Here is a 19701-nt window from a genome sequence, read left to right on the forward strand (position 1 = left end):
GTGCTGTCCGTAGCGTGGACAGCACAAGACTGGCGATAATTAATGGCCCGGGAACGGGACAAGGCTGTAGCAGGTAATGCCCTGTTTTTCGAGACGCTGTTCGCCGCCGAGATCGAACAGGTTGATAATAAACGCAGCATCAGCCACTTCACCACCCAGGCGACGAATCAATTTAACCGTCGCCTCGATGGTGCCGCCAGTTGCCAGCAGATCGTCTACTACCAGCACTTTGTCGCCTGGTTTGATGGCATCAACGTGGATCTCCAGTTGATCGGTGCCGTATTCCAGATCGTAAGTTTCGTTGATGGTTTCACGCGGCAATTTGCCCGGTTTACGTACCGGCACAAAACCAACGTTCAGCCCCAGCGCTACCGGAGCGCCAAACAAGAAGCCACGCGCTTCAGTGCCGACAACTTTGGTAATGCCCGCATTTTTGTAACGCTCAACCAGCAAGTCGATGCTGAGAGCGTAAGCTTTCGGGTCTTCCAGTAAGCTGGTGACATCGCGGAAAAGAATGCCGGGTTTTGGGTAGTCCTGAATGCTTTTGATGCTATTTTTGAGATACTCAAGCTGCTGTGCAGTCGCGGTCATAAGTGTAGCCTGCTTGTTACGGTGGTACTCACGGCGCGTTTTAAACGTATCAAAAGTAACAGTTGTTTAACCTTTGACCGCCTGCGCCTGTGCTCGAAAACGCCAGAATGTACTGGCTGTACGCAATAATTGCAACTGCGATTGTTGAGCTTCAGTGCTTTTCTTGCTTTTCATCAATCACCGGAATTCGCCACATATAGAAAAGCAAGCAAGTAAGAATAACCAGCAACATGATGCGCACCCACGGCATCTTTACGAACCACAGAGAAATCGCAAAAGTGATCAAAATAATGAAAATCGCCCGCGGTTTCGCTCCACGTGGCATGGCATGATGTTTCTGCCAGAAGCGTAAATAACTGCCAAACCATGAGCGGTACAGCAACCATGCATGAAAGCGCGGAGAAGAACGGGCAAAGCACCAGGCTGCCAGCAGGATAAACGGCGTCGTCGGCAAAACCGGCAATATCACGCCCAGCGTACCCAGCACTACCGCCAGCCAGCCAATGATGATTAAAATGATTCGTTGCATAGTATATGTAGTCAGCTTACAGAGAGGCTACTTTAGCATAACAATTATCATTTTCATTGAGGTCTTGCCGTGAAAACTGCCCTGCTACTGGAAAAACTGGCCGTTCAGCTGGCCACGCTACGCCAGCGTTGTGCCCCGGTGGCGCAGTTCAGCACGCTAAGCGCCCGTTTTGATCGCCATCTTTTTCAAACTCGCACGACAACGTTACAGGCGTGTCTGGATGAAGCGGGGGATCATTTGTCCGCGCTTCGTCATGCGGTTGAGCAACAGCAACTACCGCAAGTGGCCTGGCTGGCAGAACATCTGGCGGCGCAACTGGAGGCTATAGCGCGTGAAGCCGCAGCCTGGTCGCTACGCGAGTGGGATAGCGCACCACCAAAAATTGCCCGTTGGCAACGAAAACGTATTCAGCACCAGGAATTTGAGCGGCGTTTATATGAGATGGTGATGGAGCGAAAAAACCGTCTGGCGCAGACAACTGATTTAGTCGAGCAACAGACACTGTATCGTGAAGTAGAAGCTTATGAAGCGCGCCTGGCGCGGTGTCGCCATGCGCTGGAAAAAATCGAGAATAAGCTGGCTCGCTTAACTCGTTAATAATGGAGAATATATGTCACTGGAAAATGCGCCGGACGATGTCAAACTGGCCGTCGATTTGATTGTGCTACTGGAAGAAAATCAGATCCCTGCCCGCACCGTGCTGCGCGCGCTGGATATTGTGAAGCGCGATTATGAAAAGAAATTAACGCGCGATGATGAGGCGCAAAGCGAAAAATAAATGGGGCCGCTAAATGTCCCCTAAGATTGCGAGCAAACGCAAAACTGCCTGATGCGCTACGCTTATCAGGCCTACACCGCTCCTGCAATATATTGAATTCTTACGGTTTCGTAGGCCGGATAAGGCGGTCACGCCGCATCCGGCATGAACAATGCGTACTTTGTTAGCAATCTCGGGGCAACTAAATGCCGCCCCTTTCGTTCTTACCCTACCGCAGGCGTCGGATCGTCACCTTTGTAGTCGCGTTTCACTTCCGTCACTTCATCGCCCTTCTCGTTGTGCAAATGCACTTCAAGTTGGTTAAAGGCAATGTTGATGTCGTTTTCACGACACAATTGATCAATGGTACGGTTCAGCTCATCGACGGTGCGGCTACGATCGCGTAGTTCACGAACGTACAGACGCAACTCGTGGTCCAGCGTGCTAGCGCCAAACGCCGTGAAGAAAACTTCTGGCATCGGCTCGTGCATCACTTTTGGATGCTCAGTCGCCGCTTTCAGCAACACCTTACGTACTTTTTCCAGATCGGAGCCATAGGCCACGCCCAGGCGGATCACCAGACGCGTGGTGGTGTCAGTCAACGACCAGTTGATCAGACGCTCGGTGACAAACGCTTTATTCGGAATGATCACTTCTTTGCGATCGAAATCGGTAATCGTCGTCGCACGAATACGGATCTTGCTGACCGTCCCGGAGAAGCTACCAATGGTTACCGTATCGCCAATACGAACCGGACGTTCGAACAGAATGATCAAACCGGAGACGAAGTTACCGAAGATCTCTTGTAAACCAAAACCAAGACCTACGGATAATGCCGCCGCCAGCCACTGGAGTTTATCCCACGAGACGCCGAGCGCCCCAAATACCGTCATCGCACCAATGGCAATAATGATGTAGTTAAGGATAGTGGTAATGGCATACGACGCGCCCTGGCGCATGTTCAGCCGTGAAAGTACCAGTACTTCCAGCAAACCGGGTAAGTTGCGAATCAGCGCCCAGGCAACCATCGATGCGATAATCGCAAACAACAGGCTGCCCATGGTCACGTTTTTCACCACCGCCGCACCAGCTTCAGTGCCGTTGTAATGCCACAGTGTGATGCTGTCGAGATAGGTGAACACGGTGATCAAATCGGACCAAATCGCCCAGAACATCAAGCCAAACAGCGCAAACATCAGCAGCATGGTAATACGCAGCGTCTGCTGGTTGACCTGTTCCAGCGCGATAGTCGGTTCTTCCGGCGGTTCAGCGCCTTCCGCCCCTTCTTTCACCAGATTCTGCCGACGCGCCAGCGCACGACGCCAGGCGATACGCCGCGCCGCCACGCTTAAACCACGCAGCACCGTCTGGTAAAGCAAGTTCCAGATGATCACCAGATAAACGGTTTCAATCCAGCGCCCAGCCAGACGCAACGTGGTATAGAAATACCCTGTAGCAGTCAACGCCATTAGTGCAATCGGGATAATTGACAGCACGGTAATAGTCACCAGTCGCATGGTGTGCGACTCTTTATCGCGCCAGCTTTCGCGGCACATCGGCCACACAAGAAAAGCAATCAGCAACAGGTTGAAGAAAATCATTACCTGCCCCAGCACGTCATCCATCAGATGTAGCGGGGAAAGTTCTGCCACCACAGACCAGAAATGGATAGGCAGCAACGCGAGGCTGATGCGAACAATCTGTCGACGCCAGTGACTGGTTTGTTGCTCGGGCATACCAAAGTGACGTACGGCAACGCCATTTTTTTCCAGCACTTTCCAGCACAGGCCAAATACCAGCCAGAAAATCGCCAGTTTTTTGCTAAACGACCATAGCAATTCGCTAATGTTGAGCTGCATGGTCAGCAGGATCAGTCCGACGGCAAGAATAATCAGGCACACTGGCAGCGCGCGGATCAGGTCGATAAGAATGGCTTTCGGCGTATTAAGTTGGCTATCGTTACGCAGAGAACCTACTGCCGAAGCCAGTTTTTGTTGGTATGCCTTCAACCATCCCAGACGCCAGTGAATTAGCCCGGCAATCAACAACAGCGGCAAACCAGCAAGGAAAGCGATAAATACAGCAGGCCAGGCTTTTTCCCAGTTCACCGTAATTTTCATCGAATTAAATTCATCTTGCAGCGATTGTGGGAACGCTTTAATCCAGTCCCAGTCCATCGGACGGTTACTGTTCACCCAGAAGATTTGCTGAGTCAGGATGGATTTCAGGTTTTTCGACACGCTCATTAACTGCTGCTGGTTGATTTGCAGGTTAATGGCCATCATCAATTGATTACCCAACTGTTTGTTTAGCTGATCCAGAAGTTCGCGACGCATATCAACGACTTGTAACAAAGCATCGTGAACTTCGTCATTAACTTCGTTAGCATGACTTTCTTCCAGTTTGCTGACAAACGCATCGCTCTGGAACAAAGCATCACGCTGCTGATTGACCTCAAACTGTTCGAGGCGCAAATCCGCGATGCGGTTGGTCATGTTTTCCAGTTCATCCGCCGATGGCAGTGTTTGTTGTTGCTGATAAAGAATACGCGACAACAACAGACTGCCCTTCAGGACAGAAATCTGCTCTTTGATATTGCGTTCCGATTGCAGCGCCCGCTCCAGCCAGTTTTTAACTTTGATATTTTGCTGCATTAACTGATTACCGTTTTCGGTAGCGGTAATCAGACGCTGGCTTAACTGCTGGTTAATTTCCAGTTCCTGCTTCACCAACGGATTAGCCTGAATACGCGCGGCTTCATCTGGAGTGACCGCTTCCTGGGCCGTTTTTTCGGTTAAGGTCAGGCGCTTGCTATTTACCGCTTCTTGCAACAATTGCAACTGGTGCTCCAGGCGCGCGCTGTTCGCCGTCACGTAATCACGTTGCTTTTGCAGGGTATCCTGCAAGACTGTGTTCCCTTCCAGACTTTTACGCTGCTGGTCAATTTCGGCACTCAACAGCGCCTGTTGCGCCTGCAGCAACACTTTTTGGCTGGGACGTAACGCGGCTTCACCAACGTCGGTGCCATCCAGCCGACTGCGAATTTGTTGCAGTTGCTGCGAAGCGGTATACATCGCGTTTTGCACACGTTCCGGCTGCGTCTGTAACGACACCAGTTGGCTGTTATAGGAAGCCAGATCGTTTTGTGCATTTTGCAAGTCATCCAGCGCCTGGGAGACACGAGATTCCAGTTGACGCAGAGAGAGCGTGCTAAGTGTTTTACGCGTTTCTTCGTCGTTATCTACATCGCTCAGCGCAGTTAACGCCGCCGTCGCCTGGCGCATTTTCTCTGGCGCATCAGCAACTTTTTGTCGTAATTGAACCGTTTCTTCTTTTACGCGATCAATTTTGTCGAGGGTGGCTAAGGTGTCCGTAAGATCCTGCTGCACCAGTTTGTCCTGGGCAGAAAGATCTTTTTGTTTATTGAGTGTATCAAGCTGTGCCTGCAGGTCGGCTTTCGTCGGGAGATCACCATTCGATGACGCCCGCGCCAACGCCGTGTTCTGGCATAACAAGACAAAAACAAAAGCAATAAATGCTGAAAAAACAAAATGCCGTGATCGTTTGTAATACTGGAACATAGTCATGATGAATGAAGGTTTCTAAACCTGAAGGGCGACCTGAAATAGTCAAACCGATAGAATATCACGACGGGGAGAACCAGAATAGCAACGGTGAAAATGTCCAGGAAAAATCCTGGAGCCAGATTCAGGATTTCACATTAGCCACAGGTGCGCGAAGCGTGGGGCAAAGTTGATACATCTCCAATAAAATGGTGACGTAATCGCGGGCTTCTTTATTGAGATCAAAAGATTGCGGAGCAAACAGCCAGTTTTCTATCAGGCCCGAAATATAGCCTCGCATAATAATCGCCGCGCGGCGTGTCATTAAATCCGCTGGCAACATTTTTGCTTCAATACAATGTTTTAACGTTTGCTCTATACGGTCATAACTTTCAAGGCAAAGATTACGCTGCGCCTGTTGAACAACAGACATTTCTCCGACAAATTCGCATTTGTGGAATATAATCTCCATCAATAATCGACGCTGTTCTTCCGTCACCGTGGCTTCAAGAACATGAATTAATATTTCTCTTAATACAGAGAGTGGATCGTCAGGGAATTTTGCCTGATACTCAAGCTCTAGTTCACCAATATTGAACTCAGAAAGCTTCCAGATCTCACTAAACAAATCCGACTTATCTTTAAAATGCCAGTAGATTGCACCGCGCGTAACGCCAGCAGCTTTTGCAATCTCTCCCAGCGAGGTGGATGATACTCCTTGCTGTGAGAAAAGACGTAGAGCCACATCGAGGATGTGTTGGCGCGTTTCTTGCGCTTCTTGTTTAGTTTTTCGTGCCATATGTTAGTGAATTTACAGGCGTTAGATTTACATACATTTATGAATGTATGTACCATAGCACGATGATAATATAAACGCAGCAATGGGTTTATCAACTTTTGACCATTGACCAATTTGAAATCGGACACTCGAGGTTTACATATGAACAAAAACAGAGGGTTTACGCCTCTGGCGGTCGTTCTGATGCTCTCAGGCAGCTTAGCCCTAACAGGATGTGACGACAAACCGGCCCAACAAGGTGGCCAACAGATGCCCGCCGTTGGTGTAGTGACAGTCAAAACTGAACCTCTGCAGATCACGACTGAGCTTCCGGGTCGCACCAGCGCCTACCGGATCGCAGAAGTTCGTCCTCAAGTTAGTGGGATAATCCTGAAGCGTAATTTCAAAGAGGGTAGCGATATCGACGCCGGTGTCTCTCTCTATCAGATTGATCCTGCGACCTATCAGGCAGCATACGACAGTGCGAAAGGCGATCTGGCGAAAGCACAGGCTGCCGCCAATATCGCGCAACTGACAGTGAATCGTTATCAGAAACTGCTCGGCACTCAGTACATCAGTAAGCAAGAGTACGATCAGGCACTGGCTAACGCGCAACAAGCGAACGCTGCAGTTACTGCGGCAAAAGCAGCCGTTGAAACCGCGCGAATTAACCTGGCTTACACCAAAGTGACTTCTCCAATCAGCGGCCGTATTGGTAAATCGGCCGTGACGGAAGGCGCACTGGTGCAAAATGGTCAGGCAACAGCGCTGGCAACCGTGCAACAGCTTGATCCGATCTACGTTGATGTGACCCAGTCCAGCAACGACTTCTTGCGTCTGAAACAAGAACTCGCTAACGGCACGCTGAAGCAAGAGAACGGCAAAGCCAAAGTATCGCTGATCACCAGCGACGGCATTAAGTTCCCGCAGGACGGTACGCTGGAGTTCTCTGACGTTACCGTTGATCAAACCACCGGATCTATCACGTTACGCGCTATCTTCCCGAACCCGGATCACACGCTGCTGCCGGGTATGTTCGTGCGCGCACGCCTGGAAGAAGGGCTGAATCCAAACGCTATTTTAGTACCGCAACAGGGTGTAACTCGTACACCACGCGGCGAAGCCACCGTACTGGTAGTAGGCGCGGATGACAAAGTGGAAACTCGCCCGATCGTCGCAAGCCAGGCTATTGGCGATAAGTGGTTGGTAACGGAAGGTCTGAAAGCAGGCGAGCGCGTAGTAATCAGTGGGCTGCAGAAAGTGCGTCCTGGTGTTCAGGTAAAAGCGCAAGAGATAACCGCTGATAACAACCAGCAAGCCACAAGCGGTGCTCAGTCTGAACAGTCTAAGTCTTAACTTAAACAGGAGCCGTTAAGACATGCCTAATTTCTTTATCGATCGCCCGATTTTTGCGTGGGTGATCGCCATCATTATCATGTTGGCAGGGGGACTCGCGATCCTCAAACTGCCGGTGGCGCAATATCCTACTATTGCACCGCCGGCAGTGACGATCTCCGCTACCTATCCCGGTGCTGATGCGAAAACTGTGCAGGATACGGTTACCCAGGTTATCGAACAGAATATGAACGGTATCGATAACCTGATGTACATGTCCTCCAACAGTGACTCCACGGGTACCGTGCAAATCACCCTGACCTTTGAGTCCGGTACTGATGCGGATATCGCGCAGGTTCAGGTGCAGAACAAACTGCAACTGGCGATGCCGTTGCTGCCGCAGGAAGTACAACAACAAGGGGTGAGCGTTGAGAAATCTTCCAGCAGCTTCCTGATGGTTGTCGGCGTTATCAACACCGACGGCACCATGACGCAGGAGGATATCTCCGACTACGTGGCAGCGAATATGAAAGATGCCATCAGTCGTACGTCGGGCGTGGGTGACGTTCAGTTGTTTGGTTCCCAGTACGCGATGCGTATCTGGATGAACCCGAACGAACTAAACAAATACCAGTTAACACCAGTTGATGTCATTACCGCAATCAAAGCGCAGAACGCCCAGGTCGCGGCCGGTCAGCTTGGTGGTACTCCACCGGTAAAAGGCCAGCAGCTTAACGCCTCGATTATTGCTCAGACGCGTCTGACCTCTACGGAAGAGTTCGGCAAAATTCTGCTGAAAGTGAATCAGGATGGTTCCCGTGTTCTGCTGCGTGATGTGGCGAAAATTGAGCTGGGCGGTGAGAACTACGACATTATCGCTGAGTTTAACGGTCAACCAGCTTCCGGTCTGGGGATCAAGCTGGCAACCGGCGCTAACGCGCTGGATACCGCTGCGGCAATCCGCGCTGAACTGGCGAAAATGGAACCGTTCTTCCCGTCGGGTCTGAAAATCGTTTATCCGTACGATACTACGCCGTTCGTGAAAATCTCCATTCACGAAGTGGTGAAAACGCTGGTCGAAGCGATCATCCTCGTGTTCCTGGTCATGTATCTGTTCTTGCAGAACTTCCGTGCGACGTTGATTCCGACCATTGCCGTACCGGTGGTATTGCTGGGGACCTTTGCCGTCCTTGCCGCCTTTGGCTTCTCGATAAACACGCTAACGATGTTCGGGATGGTGCTCGCCATCGGCCTGTTGGTGGATGACGCCATCGTTGTAGTAGAAAACGTTGAACGTGTGATGGCGGAAGAAGGTTTGCCGCCGAAAGAAGCCACGCGTAAGTCAATGGGACAGATTCAGGGCGCGCTGGTCGGTATCGCGATGGTACTGTCGGCGGTATTCGTGCCGATGGCCTTCTTTGGCGGCTCGACCGGGGCAATTTATCGTCAGTTCTCCATCACCATTGTTTCGGCGATGGCGCTGTCAGTACTGGTGGCGTTGATTCTGACTCCGGCACTTTGTGCCACCATGCTAAAACCGATCGCTAAAGGCGATCACGGAGAAGGTAAAAAAGGCTTCTTCGGTTGGTTTAACCGCATGTTCGATAAGAGCACGCACCACTACACCGATAGCGTAGGCGGTATTCTGCGCAGTACGGGGCGTTATCTGGCGCTGTATCTGATCATTGTGGTCGGCATGGCTTATCTGTTCGTGCGTCTGCCAAGCTCCTTCTTGCCAGATGAAGACCAGGGCGTATTTATGACCATGGTTCAGTTGCCAGCAGGTGCAACGCAGGAACGTACACAGAAAGTCCTTAACGAGGTGACGGATTACTATCTGACCAAAGAGAAGAAAAACGTTGAGTCGGTATTCGCCGTTAACGGCTTCGGCTTTGCAGGGCGTGGCCAGAACACAGGTATTGCGTTCGTTTCGTTGAAAGACTGGGCTGACCGTCCGGGCGATGAAAACAAAGTTGAAGCAATCACCATGCGTGCGACTCGCGCCTTCTCGCAGATTAAAGATGCGATGGTATTCGCCTTTAACCTGCCTGCGATTGTGGAACTGGGTACAGCAACCGGTTTTGACTTTGAGCTGATTGACCAGGCAGGCCTCGGCCATGAGAAACTGACTCAGGCGCGTAACCAGCTACTGGGTGAAGCAGCGAAGCATCCTGATCTGCTGACCAGCGTGCGTCCTAACGGTCTGGAAGATACCCCGCAGTTCAAGATTGATATCGACCAGGAGAAAGCCCAGGCACTGGGTGTTTCTATCAGCGATATCAACACTACCCTGGGCGCGGCATGGGGCGGCAGCTACGTGAACGACTTTATCGACCGCGGTCGTGTGAAGAAAGTTTACGTGATGTCAGAAGCGAAATACCGCATGCTGCCGGAAGATATCGGCGACTGGTATGTCCGTGCCGCCAATGGGCAGATGGTGCCATTCTCAGCGTTCTCTTCTTCTCGTTGGGAATACGGTTCACCGCGTCTGGAACGTTACAACGGTCTGCCATCCATGGAAATCCTGGGCCAGGCTGCGCCAGGTAAGAGTACTGGTGAAGCAATGGCGCTGATGGAAGAACTGGCAAGCAAACTGCCTACAGGCGTTGGCTACGACTGGACGGGGATGTCCTATCAGGAACGTCTCTCCGGCAACCAGGCACCGTCACTGTACGCGATTTCGTTGATTGTCGTATTCCTGTGTCTGGCGGCGTTGTACGAGAGCTGGTCGATTCCGTTCTCCGTTATGCTGGTTGTTCCGTTGGGGGTTATCGGCGCGTTGCTGGCGGCGACTTTCCGTGGCCTGACCAACGACGTTTACTTCCAGGTAGGCCTACTCACAACCATTGGTTTGTCGGCGAAGAACGCGATACTTATTGTGGAATTCGCCAAAGACTTGATGGATAAAGAAGGCAAAGGTCTGATCGAAGCTACTCTGGACGCTGTGCGAATGCGTTTACGTCCAATCCTGATGACCTCACTGGCATTTATCCTCGGCGTTATGCCGCTGGTTATCAGCACCGGTGCAGGTTCCGGCGCACAGAACGCGGTAGGTACTGGCGTTATGGGCGGGATGGTGACCGCTACGGTACTGGCTATCTTCTTCGTTCCGGTGTTCTTTGTGGTGGTTCGCCGCCGCTTTAGCCGCAAAAACGAAGATCTTGAACATAACCATACCGTCAATCATCACTGATTAAGTTCGTAACCACGAAGGCCGCGCAAGCGGCCTTTTTAATGCACGTAATCTGAATGGAACAATCGCTCCCCCAAATGCTTCATACGAAAGTTAGCGTTTACTTTTTTAAATTCATAGAAAATGCTTATTGTTAGTTAATTTATATTAAGTCGCACTAATAGGTTTTATAATTCAGAGTTATGTAGAGGCTATTCTTATTTATTTGCGGCAATTCTTTATTAACTTCTGATTATTACGCCATAATCGGAGCATTCCTGGTTATTAGTATGACAATATCCATGGTAGTTTTACCGCCCAACGATAATCCCGATAACGTCATGAATAGAATGCGACAAACCGCTTTTGTCTATGTCGGACTTATGCCAGGATGAAAAAGTGAGTCCTTCCACACTTCCCTTCCTGATTGTAATTTTTCGTAATAATGCAATGAAATTCGTTATAGAGTGGCTTATAGTTAAAGTAACAAGCGAGAGGACAAGTCCAGGTCAGTAGAGTTGTACCCATCCCGAAAGGTGTCCGTTAGTTAAACCACTAATGAAAGGGGACGCATTATGGATGAATACTCACCAAAAAGACATGATATCGCACAGCTTAAGTTTCTCTGCGAAACCCTGTATCATGACTGTCTTGCAAACCTTGAAGAAAGTAACCATGGCTGGGTAAATGACCCAACCTCGGCAATCAATCTACAGCTGAATGAACTGATTGAGCATATTGCGACCTTCGCACTTAATTACAAAATTAAGTATAATGAAGACAATAAGCTCATTGAACAGATTGATGAATATCTGGACGACACCTTTATGTTGTTCAGTAGTTATGGTATTAATATGCAGGATCTTCAGAAATGGCGGAAGTCAGGTAACCGATTGTTCCGTTGCTTTGTTAACGCCACCAAAGCGAATCCTGCAAGTTTATCTTGTTAGAATTATTACAACCATGGGTAGAAGTATGTCCGATAAACCTTTAACAAAAACCGATTATTTGATGCGTCTGCGTCGTTGCCAGACAATTGACACACTGGAACGTGTTATCGAGAAAAATAAATATGAATTATCAGATAATGAATTGGCGGTATTTTACTCAGCTGCCGACCATCGTCTTGCAGAGCTGACTATGAATAAGCTATATGACAAGATCCCTTCCTCAGTGTGGAAATTCATTCGGTAATAAATTAACAATACATATCTTTAACTATAACCTTCTGTTTAATAAGAATTTTATATTCTATTGTATCGAGGGTATATTATGTGTGATTTTTATCACACGGAAGTCGCGGATACGTTCTCTTAACGGACTTTTCGCATTACTGTGTTGCTGCATGTTCAGCAACCGGGAAGTCAGTAATGAGTTCAGAAAAAGAAAAGATGATTGCTGGTGAGTTGTATCGCTCAGCAGATGAGACTTTATCTCGTGATCGCCTGCGCGCTCGTCAGCTTATTCATCAATACAATCATTCCTCACCGGAAGAGCAAACATTACGCCAGCAAATTCTTACCGATTTACTCGGTCAAGTGATGGATGCGTATATTGAACCCTCCTTTCGCTGCGACTATGGCTATAACATTTACCTCGGTAAAGGGTTTTACGCGAACTTCGATTGCGTGATGCTTGATGTCTGCCCTATTCGTATCGGTGATAATTGCATGCTGGCGCCAGGGGTACATATCTATACCGCCACGCATCCTGTCGCTCCGGTCGCGCGCAATAGCGGCGTAGAACTGGGGAAACCCGTGACGATAGGTAATAATGTCTGGATTGGCGGGCGTGCTGTCATCAATCCGGGTGTCATTATTGGTGATAACGTTGTTGTGGCTTCCGGCGCAGTTGTCACTAAAAATATTCCTGACAACGTTATTGTCGGCGGCAATCCGGCCAGAATCATTAAAAAGTTGCAACCATAGTTACAACTGTTATGCAAAAATGTGTCCAATCTGTTACTTCTCTCGTATCATTCCCACGTTAAAATAGGGCGTTCCCTGAAAAGCTACAGATTCCACGAAGGCAAAAATGACCGAAATACAACGCCTGCTGACCGAAACGATTGATTCTCTGAATACGCATGAAAAACGCGACAACAAACCCCGCTTTAGTATCAGTTTCATCCGTAAACATCCGGGGCTATTCATCGGCATGTATGTCGCTTTTTTCGCCACACTGGCAGTAATGTTACAATCTGAAACATTGGTGGACTCTGTCTGGCTTCTGGTGGTGTTGTTTATCCTGCTTAACGGTTTCTTCTTTTTTGACGTTTATCCACGCTATCGCTATGAAGATATCGACGTGCTGGATTTCCGGGTTTGTTATAACGGTGAATGGTACAACACACGCTATGTTCCAACAGTACTGGTAGAGTCTATTCTGAACTCGCCGCGTGTCGCTAACATCCACAAAGAACAGTTGCAAAACATGCTTACTCGTAAAGGTCAGTTGTCCTTTTACGATATTTTCACCCTCGCACGCACCGAAGCGACCTCTTAAGTTGAGGTATCACACCAGGCGTAAATCTCTGCGCCTGGTTAATTGACAACAATCATTGCCAGATTTCGCCTCGCGAAAGACCCGCGCAAATGACCTGTCTTCTGTCCCCCCTTTTCCACTATCGGATATACTTTCCTTACATTGTGTTAATAAGGACATGTTGGTGAGAACACGACATCTGGTCAGCCTGATTTCGGGAGTACTTATCCTTTCTGTACTGTTGCCGGTAGGCTTAAGCATCTGGCTGGCACATCAACAAGTAGAAGCATCGTTTGTGGAGGAGCTGAACACCTATTCTTCTCGCGTTGCTATTCGTGCCGATAAAGTGGCAGCCCAGGGGAAAAGTGCGTTACAAGAACTGGAAAGATGGCAGGGAAACGCCTGTAGTAATGAACATCTGATGGAAATGCGCCGCGTTTCTTACAGCTATCGCTATGTCCAGGAAGTCCTTTATATAAAGAATAATGTTCCTTTATGTTCCTCGCTGGAACATAAAAGCCCGCCTGACACTTTCCCCGAACCCGGTAAAATCTCCAAAGACGGCTACCGTGTCTGGCTAACGTCGCATAACGATTTAGGTATTACTCGCTATATGGTCGCAATGGGAACCACAAATTACGTGGTAATGATCGACCCGGCTTCCTTTATCGATGTGATTCCCTATAGCTCATGGCGAATTGATGCTGCCATTGTTGGCAACGTCCATAACATTGTGATTACCAGTAGCGACGAAATTGCTCGAGGAATAATCACCCGACTACAAGAAAAAAACGGTGAGCATGTTGAAAGCAACGGTATCATTTACAATATCCAGCCCTTCCCGGAGATGAATATTTCGATCATTACCTGGACCTCCACGCAGCTAATGCAAAAAGGCTGGCATCGCCAGGTCTTTATTTGGCTGCCTGTTGGGCTGTTAATTGGCCTGTTGGCGGCAATGTTTGTGTTACGAATTTTACGTCGGGTTCAGTCTCCGCATTACCGTTTGCAAGATGCCATTGAAAACCATGATATTTGTGTACATTATCAGCCGATTGTCTCTTTAAGTAGCGGAAAAATCGTGGGGGCTGAAGCTCTGGCTCGCTGGCCACAAACTGACGGCTCATGGCTGTCGCCGGAGATATTTATTCCACTATCGCAGCAAACCGGACTTTCCGAACCGCTGACCTTGTTGATTATCAGAAGCGTCTTTGAAGATATGGATAGCTGGCTACACCAGCACCCGGATCAACATATTTCAATAAATCTTGAATCCACAGTACTCACCTCGGAAAAAATTCCGCACCTCTTGCGGGAAATGATCCATCGTTACCAGGTCAATCCCAAACAAATCGCCCTTGAACTCACGGAGCGTGAGTTTGCCGATCCTAAAACCAGCGCGCCAATCATCGCCAGATACCGTCAGGCAGGACATGATATTTATCTCGATGACTTTGGTACCGGCTACTCGAGTTTGAGTTATTTGCAGGATCTGGATGTCGACATTCTGAAGATAGATAAGTCTTTCGTTGATGCGCTGGAATATAAAAATGTCACGCCACATATCATAGAAATGGCAAAAACGCTGAATCTGAAAATGGTGGCGGAAGGGATAGAAACCAGCAAACAAGAAGAGTGGTTACGTCAACATGGCGTTCATTACGGTCAGGGCTGGTTGTACAGCAAGGCCTTACCAAAAGAAGATTTCATTCGTTGGGCAGAACAACACCTGTAAATTTAGGGGCTGGCGGCACGCCGCACAGCCCGCCGGGCTACTCGTCGATGATTGACTCGAATCCACCATAAATCATTCGCTTACCATCAAATGGCATAGACTCGCCGAATTCTTTCATTCGCGGGTCAGACATCATTTTTTTATTGGCCGCGTCGCGGACCTCTTTTGAAGGGTATTCAATCCAGCTAAAAACCACTTCTTCATTCTCTTCCGCCTTTACCGCCATACGAAAATCAGTCACCTTGCCATCCGGCACATCGCTGGCCCAGCATTCAACAATGCGAAGTGCGCCAAACTCTTTAAACAGCGGTGCCGCCTTAGCGGCCATTTCTCGATAGGCTTCTTTATTTTCGGCAGGCACAGCAACCACAAAACCATCAACATACTTCATCAGAAAGACCTCCGAAGCGCACTGCGCAGCCAGACAATTCTTGCGGCGTCAGTCGTGGTTAAAGTTTAGACACATTGGGATTTTTTGACGAAACGGCAGGGACGGCAGAAATGGGTGGGGGCCCTGCCAGCTACATCCCGGCACACGCGTCATCTGCCTTGGCTGCTTCCTTCCGGACCTGACCTGGTAAACAGAGTAGCGTTGCGGGAGAACCAACAGAGCCCCCATTGAGAGCGTTGAAAATCAACGCGCAGGCACATTATCACTGCTGCCCCCGCTAATTGCAACCCATTGCGTACCGGATGCTGGTTTCTTGCGCAATGCGACTTCACTCGGGCGTTTTTCCAGATTATGCTGGAAGATTACCTCAGGAAGAAAAGATGGAAAAAGAAGACTCATTTCCCCAGCGCGTCTGGCAAATTGTTGCCGCCATTCCAGAAGGCTATGTAACCACCTACGGCGATGTCGCCAGACTGGCAGGCTCTCCCCGCGCCGCGCGCCAGGTGGGTGGTGTGTTAAAGCGTCTCCCCGAAGGCAGCACCTTACCCTGGCATCGAGTAGTTAATCGCCATGGCACAATTTCGCTAACCGGACCGGATTTACAACGTCAACGGCAGGCATTACTGGCAGAAGGTGTGATGGTATCAGGAAGCGGGCAAATCGACTTACAGCGTTATCGCTGGAACTATTAACCCTCTCCGGGTAGAGAGGGTTACTGCGTTTAATATTGCGCTGGCGCCGGAACTGCCGAAGATGGATTCACCTGAGTTGGTGAAGTCAAAGGTACGGTAGTCGTTGCGCCACCGCTAGCCTGAACAGGTACAGCAGTTTGCTGAACCGGCACCAATGTCAGGTCGGCCCGGGTCCCGCCCTGATTGATCACCGGCTGAACGGTATCGGTAATAAACATCAGTTTATCATTCACGGTAATCGCCGCACTCAGCAGAATACGTGCTTCCGGCTGCACATCCGCCGGGTTAAACGGCAGAACAAAACTGAACGGTGACTGTTTACCTTCGGTTCGCACCGCTTTCTGCGCCAGCACTTCTGACGGCGCATTCGCTAACGATGCGTCAGAAAGTGTCACGGTCAGCACCGCGTCGGGCGGCAATGCGACTTTCTGACGGATCCAAACGGTACCAGAAACATTCGGTTGCTGAATAGCAGGTTGCTGTGTCGCTGCAATAGAGGTATTTACAGCAGGCGCTGGCGTCTGGATATCCGCGTTTTTATCTGCGCAAGCCGCTAGCGCAATGGCAACCGCTAACCCACTAACCATGTGCACGAGTTTCATTTACTTCTCCTTATAATCAATGCGCCAGCAGGCTGCTTTCCTCACCGGGGATTGATTAACAAAACATTAACGTCAATAAGTGTGGCACACATCACGTATTTACGCCTGCATTTAGTCAGTAATTCAGACTATTGCACCCATCGGACCAGTGACAAAATTGCGTTATACTCAACTCACTTTGGCTTACTACGGCAGCTTTGTTACTGGAGAGTTAATATGAGTCAGGCCTTAAAAAATTTGCTGACATTGTTAAATCTGGAAAAAATTGAGGAAGGACTCTTTCGCGGCCAGAGTGAAGATTTAGGTTTACGTCAGGTCTTTGGCGGTCAGGTCGTGGGTCAGGCACTGTATGCTGCAAAAGAGACGGTCCCCGAAGAGCGTCTGGTACATTCATTCCACAGCTACTTTCTTCGCCCTGGCGATAGTCAAAACCCAATAATTTATGATGTGGAAACACTGCGCGATGGCAACAGTTTTAGCGCCCGTCGGGTAGCGGCTATTCAAAATGGTAAACCCATCTTTTATATGACCGCCTCTTTCCAGGCGCCGGAAGCCGGATTTGAACATCAAAAAACGATGCCACCTGCTCCCTCACCTGATGGTCTGCCATCGGAAACGCAAATCGCCCAGTCGCTGGCGCACCTTCTGCCGCCAGTATTGAAAGATAAATTTATTTGCGATCGTCCGCTGGAAGTGCGTCCTGTAGAGTTTCATAACCCGTTGAAAGGTCACGTCGCAGAACCGCATCGTCAGGTATGGATCCGCGCGAATGGCAACGTACCGGATGATCTGCGCGTTCATCAGTATTTGCTCGGTTACGCTTCTGATCTGAACTTCCTGCCCGTCGCCCTACAGCCGCACGGCATCGGTTTTCTCGAGCCGGGGATTCAGATTGCCACCATCGACCATTCGATGTGGTTCCATCGGCCATTTAATTTAAATGAGTGGCTGTTGTATAACGTGGAGAGCACATCAGCATCCAGTGCCCGCGGATTTGTACGCGGAGAGTTTTACACCCAGGATGGCGTGTTAGTTGCCTCGACCGTTCAGGAAGGGGTAATGCGTAATCACAATTAAAAAAGCAGCCGGAGGTGAAAACCACCCGGCTGCCAGATAGTTGGTAACGTGCTCTTTGTTGATGCCGGATGCGGCGTAAATACCTTATTCGGCCTGGCAATCCTTATAAACTCAATAAATTGTGATTTTTATTGTAGGCCTGATAAACGCAGCGCATCAGGCAAACTGGCGTTTGATTGCTGGTTACGCGTTGTAGGCATTTTCGCCGTGACTGTTGACGTCCAGTCCTTCGCGCTCCTGCTCTTCCGGTACGCGTAGGCCAACCGTCAGATCCGCCAGTTTGTAGCCTATAAACGCCACCACACCAGACCAGACGATGGTAATGGCGATGCTTTCCAGCTGAACCAGCAACTGATGCCCCATTGTCACCCCCTCGGCGAAGCCCACACCACCCAGCGAGCTGGCGGCAAAAATCCCGGTCATGATACAGCCGACAATGCCACAAACACCGTGCACACCGAAGACATCACAGGGATCATCGACCCGCAACAGGCGTTTAAGCATAGTAACGCCCCACAAGCCCGCCAGACCAGCTACCACGCCGATAATCAACGCGCCGCCAACACCAATATAGCCACAGGCTGGCGTCACACCGACCAGACCGGCAATCGCGCCAGAACACGCCCCCAGCAGCGACGGTTTACCACGCAGCGCCCATTCGCCGAAGATCCAGCCAAGAATTGCCGCCGCCGTTGCTACCACCGTATTCACAAATGCCAGCGCCGCAATTTCATTCGCCGTGCCCGCGGATCCGGCGTTAAAGCCAAACCAACCGATATAGAGAATGGCAGTACCGGTAAAGACCATCGGCAGGTTGTGCGGTTTAAACGCCTCTTTGCCGAAGCCCACGCGCTTGCCTATCAGATACGCGCCCACCAGACCGGCGATTGCGGCGTTAATGTGTACTACTGTGCCGCCCGCAAAATCCAGAGCGCCGTGAGAAGCCAGCAAACCTCCGCCCCAGACCATGTGTGCAATCGGAATGTAAGAGAGCGTCAGCCACACCACGACGAAGATCAGTACCGCTGAAAAACGGATTCGTTCTGCCAGCGCTCCAACGATCAGGCCCACAGTAATACAAGCAAACGATCCCTGAAACGCAACGTGGATGTACTGATAAATACTGCCCATCACCGCCGTCAGTTCGATGTTTTTCAGCATCAACCCGTTAATGTTGCCAAAAAAGTTGTTCCCCTCGCCAAACGCCAGCGAGTAGCCATACACCACCCACAAAATACAAACCAGCGCAAACGTCACGGTCACTTGCGTCAACATCGACAGCACATTTTTGCCGCGAATCAACCCACCGTAAAACAGGGCAATCCCCGGAATGGTCATAAACAGCACCAGCGCAGTACAAATCATCATAAACGCATTGTCGGCTTTATCGGCTACCGCAGGTGCCGCCATTACCAGCCCCGGCATCAGCGCCAGTGAAGCAAGCCCAGTTTTTATCGTCGCTATCTTCATTTTTCGTTCCTGTTGCTGTATGTGCCAGAGATTACAGCGCCGCTTCGTCGGCTTCGCCGGTACGAATACGAATGACGCGTTGCAATTCAGCGACAAAGATTTTGCCGTCGCCAATCTTTCCGGTGTAAGCCGCCTTGCTGACGATATCGATCACCTCATCAAGTTGATCATCGGCAATCGCCACATCGATTTTTACTTTAGGCAGGAAATTGACGCTGTATTCCGCGCCACGGTACAGCTCGGCATGGCCTTTCTGACGTCCGAAACCTTTCACTTCGGTGACAGTCAGTCCCTGAATGCCAATGGAAGATAATGCCTCACGAACGTCTTCCAGCTTGAATGGTTTGATTATCACGGTCACCAGCTTCATAGATCCCCTCCGTTCAGAATTCGCTAATAGTTCTGCGACACGAAGAAGGTATTGCAAGCAGTATGCCAGGAGTAAAAAACGAGAGAGAAAGCGGCAATGGCAAGAGAGTGAAAACAAAAACGCACTATGGCAGTGCATAGTGCGTTACATTTTTG

General features: G+C 49.8%; 19 protein-coding genes and 1 other RNA gene. 11 read left to right on the forward strand and 9 right to left on the reverse strand.

The window, feature by feature from the left end:
- Window positions 1-39: 39 nt before the first annotated feature.
- Window positions 40-591 carry an adenine phosphoribosyltransferase gene (gene apt / locus EA14781_RS01890; protein WP_000127357.1) on the reverse strand — a complete coding sequence of 184 codons (552 nt, stop codon included), beginning with the start codon at window positions 589-591 and terminating at the stop codon, window positions 40-42.
- 151 nt (window positions 592-742) lie between these two features.
- Window positions 743-1120 (reverse strand): DUF454 family protein, encoded by a 378-nt coding sequence (locus tag EA14781_RS01895; RefSeq protein WP_001188895.1) that lies wholly within the window; start codon window positions 1118-1120, stop codon window positions 743-745.
- Between the two features lie 69 nt (window positions 1121-1189).
- On the opposite strand from EA14781_RS01895, the gene priC reads away from it, so the two are divergent.
- Both priC and rsmS read left to right on the forward strand, forming a co-directional pair.
- Window positions 1190-1717: a primosomal replication protein N'' gene (gene priC, locus EA14781_RS01900; protein WP_000844842.1), complete on the forward strand. Its 528-nt coding sequence runs from the start codon at window positions 1190-1192 to the stop codon at window positions 1715-1717.
- Window positions 1718-1730: 13 nt separating this feature from the next.
- Window positions 1731-1898, forward strand: a complete 168-nt coding sequence (gene rsmS, locus EA14781_RS01905; protein WP_000051147.1) for a pleiotropic regulatory protein RsmS — start codon at window positions 1731-1733, stop codon at window positions 1896-1898.
- 203 nt (window positions 1899-2101) lie between these two features.
- Here the strand turns inward: rsmS and mscK are convergent, their stop codons facing one another.
- Both mscK and acrR read right to left on the reverse strand, forming a co-directional pair.
- A complete protein-coding gene (gene mscK / locus EA14781_RS01915; protein WP_000177764.1) occupies window positions 2102-5464 on the reverse strand; it encodes a mechanosensitive channel MscK in 3363 nt (1120 codons plus the stop codon).
- A 121-nt stretch (window positions 5465-5585) separates the two neighbouring features.
- Window positions 5586-6239 (reverse strand): multidrug efflux transporter transcriptional repressor AcrR, encoded by a 654-nt coding sequence (acrR, locus tag EA14781_RS01920; protein ID WP_000101747.1) that lies wholly within the window; start codon window positions 6237-6239, stop codon window positions 5586-5588.
- 141 nt (window positions 6240-6380) lie between these two features.
- Here acrR and acrA point away from each other — a divergent pair, with 141 nt between their 5' ends.
- The 7 genes from acrA to pdeB all read left to right on the forward strand — a co-directional run bounded on the left by acrA (window position 6381) and on the right by pdeB (window position 14944).
- A complete protein-coding gene (gene acrA, locus EA14781_RS01925) occupies window positions 6381-7574 on the forward strand; it encodes a multidrug efflux RND transporter periplasmic adaptor subunit AcrA (RefSeq protein WP_010334435.1) in 1194 nt (397 codons plus the stop codon).
- Between the two features lie 22 nt (window positions 7575-7596).
- Window positions 7597-10746 carry an efflux RND transporter permease AcrB gene (gene acrB / locus EA14781_RS01930; RefSeq protein ID WP_001132499.1) on the forward strand — a complete coding sequence of 1050 codons (3150 nt, stop codon included), beginning with the start codon at window positions 7597-7599 and terminating at the stop codon, window positions 10744-10746.
- A gap of 554 nt (window positions 10747-11300) precedes the next feature.
- Window positions 11301-11675 (forward strand): Hha toxicity modulator TomB, encoded by a 375-nt coding sequence (gene tomB, locus EA14781_RS01935; protein ID WP_000344798.1) that lies wholly within the window; start codon window positions 11301-11303, stop codon window positions 11673-11675.
- 25 nt (window positions 11676-11700) lie between these two features.
- A complete protein-coding gene (hha, locus tag EA14781_RS01940; protein WP_001280991.1) occupies window positions 11701-11919 on the forward strand; it encodes a hemolysin expression-modulating protein Hha in 219 nt (72 codons plus the stop codon).
- Window positions 11920-12095: 176 nt separating this feature from the next.
- Window positions 12096-12653 carry a maltose O-acetyltransferase gene (maa, locus tag EA14781_RS01945; protein WP_000093560.1) on the forward strand — a complete coding sequence of 186 codons (558 nt, stop codon included), beginning with the start codon at window positions 12096-12098 and terminating at the stop codon, window positions 12651-12653.
- Window positions 12654-12759: 106 nt separating this feature from the next.
- The gene (locus EA14781_RS01950; protein WP_000136188.1) at window positions 12760-13230 is read left to right on the forward strand and encodes a YlaC family protein; all 471 of its coding nucleotides are present in this window, start codon (window positions 12760-12762) and stop codon (window positions 13228-13230) included.
- A gap of 163 nt (window positions 13231-13393) precedes the next feature.
- Complete coding sequence (gene pdeB / locus EA14781_RS01955) at window positions 13394-14944, forward strand: cyclic di-3',5'-guanosine monophosphate phosphodiesterase PdeB (RefSeq protein WP_002430249.1); 1551 nt, start codon at window positions 13394-13396, stop codon at window positions 14942-14944.
- A gap of 37 nt (window positions 14945-14981) precedes the next feature.
- Here the strand turns inward: pdeB and EA14781_RS01960 are convergent, their stop codons facing one another.
- Both EA14781_RS01960 and ffs read right to left on the reverse strand, forming a co-directional pair.
- On the reverse strand, window positions 14982-15335 hold the full coding sequence (locus EA14781_RS01960) for a DUF1428 domain-containing protein (RefSeq protein ID WP_000878150.1): 354 nt from the start codon (window positions 15333-15335) through the stop codon (window positions 14982-14984).
- 121 nt (window positions 15336-15456) lie between these two features.
- Window positions 15457-15553, reverse strand: an RNA gene (gene ffs / locus EA14781_RS22525) — signal recognition particle sRNA small type.
- Window positions 15554-15715: 162 nt separating this feature from the next.
- Here ffs and EA14781_RS01965 point away from each other — a divergent pair.
- Window positions 15716-16027, forward strand: a complete 312-nt coding sequence (locus tag EA14781_RS01965) for an MGMT family protein (RefSeq protein WP_000409915.1) — start codon at window positions 15716-15718, stop codon at window positions 16025-16027.
- Window positions 16028-16056: 29 nt separating this feature from the next.
- On the opposite strand, the gene EA14781_RS01970 is transcribed toward EA14781_RS01965, so the two are convergent.
- Entirely contained in the window at window positions 16057-16629 is a 573-nt protein-coding gene (locus tag EA14781_RS01970; RefSeq protein WP_000779848.1) for a YbaY family lipoprotein, read from the reverse strand.
- Window positions 16630-16845: 216 nt separating this feature from the next.
- Here EA14781_RS01970 and tesB point away from each other — a divergent pair, with 216 nt between their 5' ends.
- Entirely contained in the window at window positions 16846-17706 is an 861-nt protein-coding gene (gene tesB / locus EA14781_RS01975; RefSeq protein WP_000075878.1) for an acyl-CoA thioesterase II, read from the forward strand.
- Window positions 17707-17889: 183 nt separating this feature from the next.
- Here tesB and amtB read toward each other — a convergent pair whose 3' ends face one another.
- The gene (gene amtB, locus EA14781_RS01980; protein ID WP_000685014.1) at window positions 17890-19176 is read right to left on the reverse strand and encodes an ammonium transporter AmtB; all 1287 of its coding nucleotides are present in this window, start codon (window positions 19174-19176) and stop codon (window positions 17890-17892) included.
- A gap of 31 nt (window positions 19177-19207) precedes the next feature.
- Entirely contained in the window at window positions 19208-19546 is a 339-nt protein-coding gene (glnK, locus tag EA14781_RS01985; protein WP_000780338.1) for a P-II family nitrogen regulator, read from the reverse strand.
- Window positions 19547-19701 lie beyond the last annotated feature (155 nt).

The organism is Escherichia albertii NBRC 107761 = DSM 17582 (genome assembly GCF_000759775.1).
Taxonomy (GTDB): domain Bacteria; phylum Pseudomonadota; class Gammaproteobacteria; order Enterobacterales; family Enterobacteriaceae; genus Escherichia; species Escherichia albertii.

Excerpts from the sequence above, each read along its gene's own strand:
- apt (WP_000127357.1), bottom strand. The coding sequence starts at position 591 with ATGACCGCGACTGCACAGCAGCTTGAGTATCTCAAAAATAGCATCAAA.
- EA14781_RS01895 (WP_001188895.1), bottom strand. The coding sequence starts at position 1,120 with ATGCAACGAATCATTTTAATCATCATTGGCTGGCTGGCGGTAGTGCTG.
- rsmS (WP_000051147.1), top strand. The coding sequence starts at position 1,731 with ATGTCACTGGAAAATGCGCCGGACGATGTCAAACTGGCCGTCGATTTG.
- mscK (WP_000177764.1), bottom strand. The coding sequence starts at position 5,464 with ATGACTATGTTCCAGTATTACAAACGATCACGGCATTTTGTTTTTTCA.
- acrR (WP_000101747.1), bottom strand. The coding sequence starts at position 6,239 with ATGGCACGAAAAACTAAACAAGAAGCGCAAGAAACGCGCCAACACATC.
- acrA (WP_010334435.1), top strand. The coding sequence starts at position 6,381 with ATGAACAAAAACAGAGGGTTTACGCCTCTGGCGGTCGTTCTGATGCTC.
- acrB (WP_001132499.1), top strand. The coding sequence starts at position 7,597 with ATGCCTAATTTCTTTATCGATCGCCCGATTTTTGCGTGGGTGATCGCC.
- tomB (WP_000344798.1), top strand. The coding sequence starts at position 11,301 with ATGGATGAATACTCACCAAAAAGACATGATATCGCACAGCTTAAGTTT.
- hha (WP_001280991.1), top strand. The coding sequence starts at position 11,701 with ATGTCCGATAAACCTTTAACAAAAACCGATTATTTGATGCGTCTGCGT.
- maa (WP_000093560.1), top strand. The coding sequence starts at position 12,096 with ATGAGTTCAGAAAAAGAAAAGATGATTGCTGGTGAGTTGTATCGCTCA.
- EA14781_RS01950 (WP_000136188.1), top strand. The coding sequence starts at position 12,760 with ATGACCGAAATACAACGCCTGCTGACCGAAACGATTGATTCTCTGAAT.
- EA14781_RS01960 (WP_000878150.1), bottom strand. The coding sequence starts at position 15,335 with ATGAAGTATGTTGATGGTTTTGTGGTTGCTGTGCCTGCCGAAAATAAA.
- EA14781_RS01965 (WP_000409915.1), top strand. The coding sequence starts at position 15,716 with ATGGAAAAAGAAGACTCATTTCCCCAGCGCGTCTGGCAAATTGTTGCC.
- EA14781_RS01970 (WP_000779848.1), bottom strand. The coding sequence starts at position 16,629 with ATGAAACTCGTGCACATGGTTAGTGGGTTAGCGGTTGCCATTGCGCTA.
- tesB (WP_000075878.1), top strand. The coding sequence starts at position 16,846 with ATGAGTCAGGCCTTAAAAAATTTGCTGACATTGTTAAATCTGGAAAAA.
- amtB (WP_000685014.1), bottom strand. The coding sequence starts at position 19,176 with ATGAAGATAGCGACGATAAAAACTGGGCTTGCTTCACTGGCGCTGATG.
- glnK (WP_000780338.1), bottom strand. The coding sequence starts at position 19,546 with ATGAAGCTGGTGACCGTGATAATCAAACCATTCAAGCTGGAAGACGTT.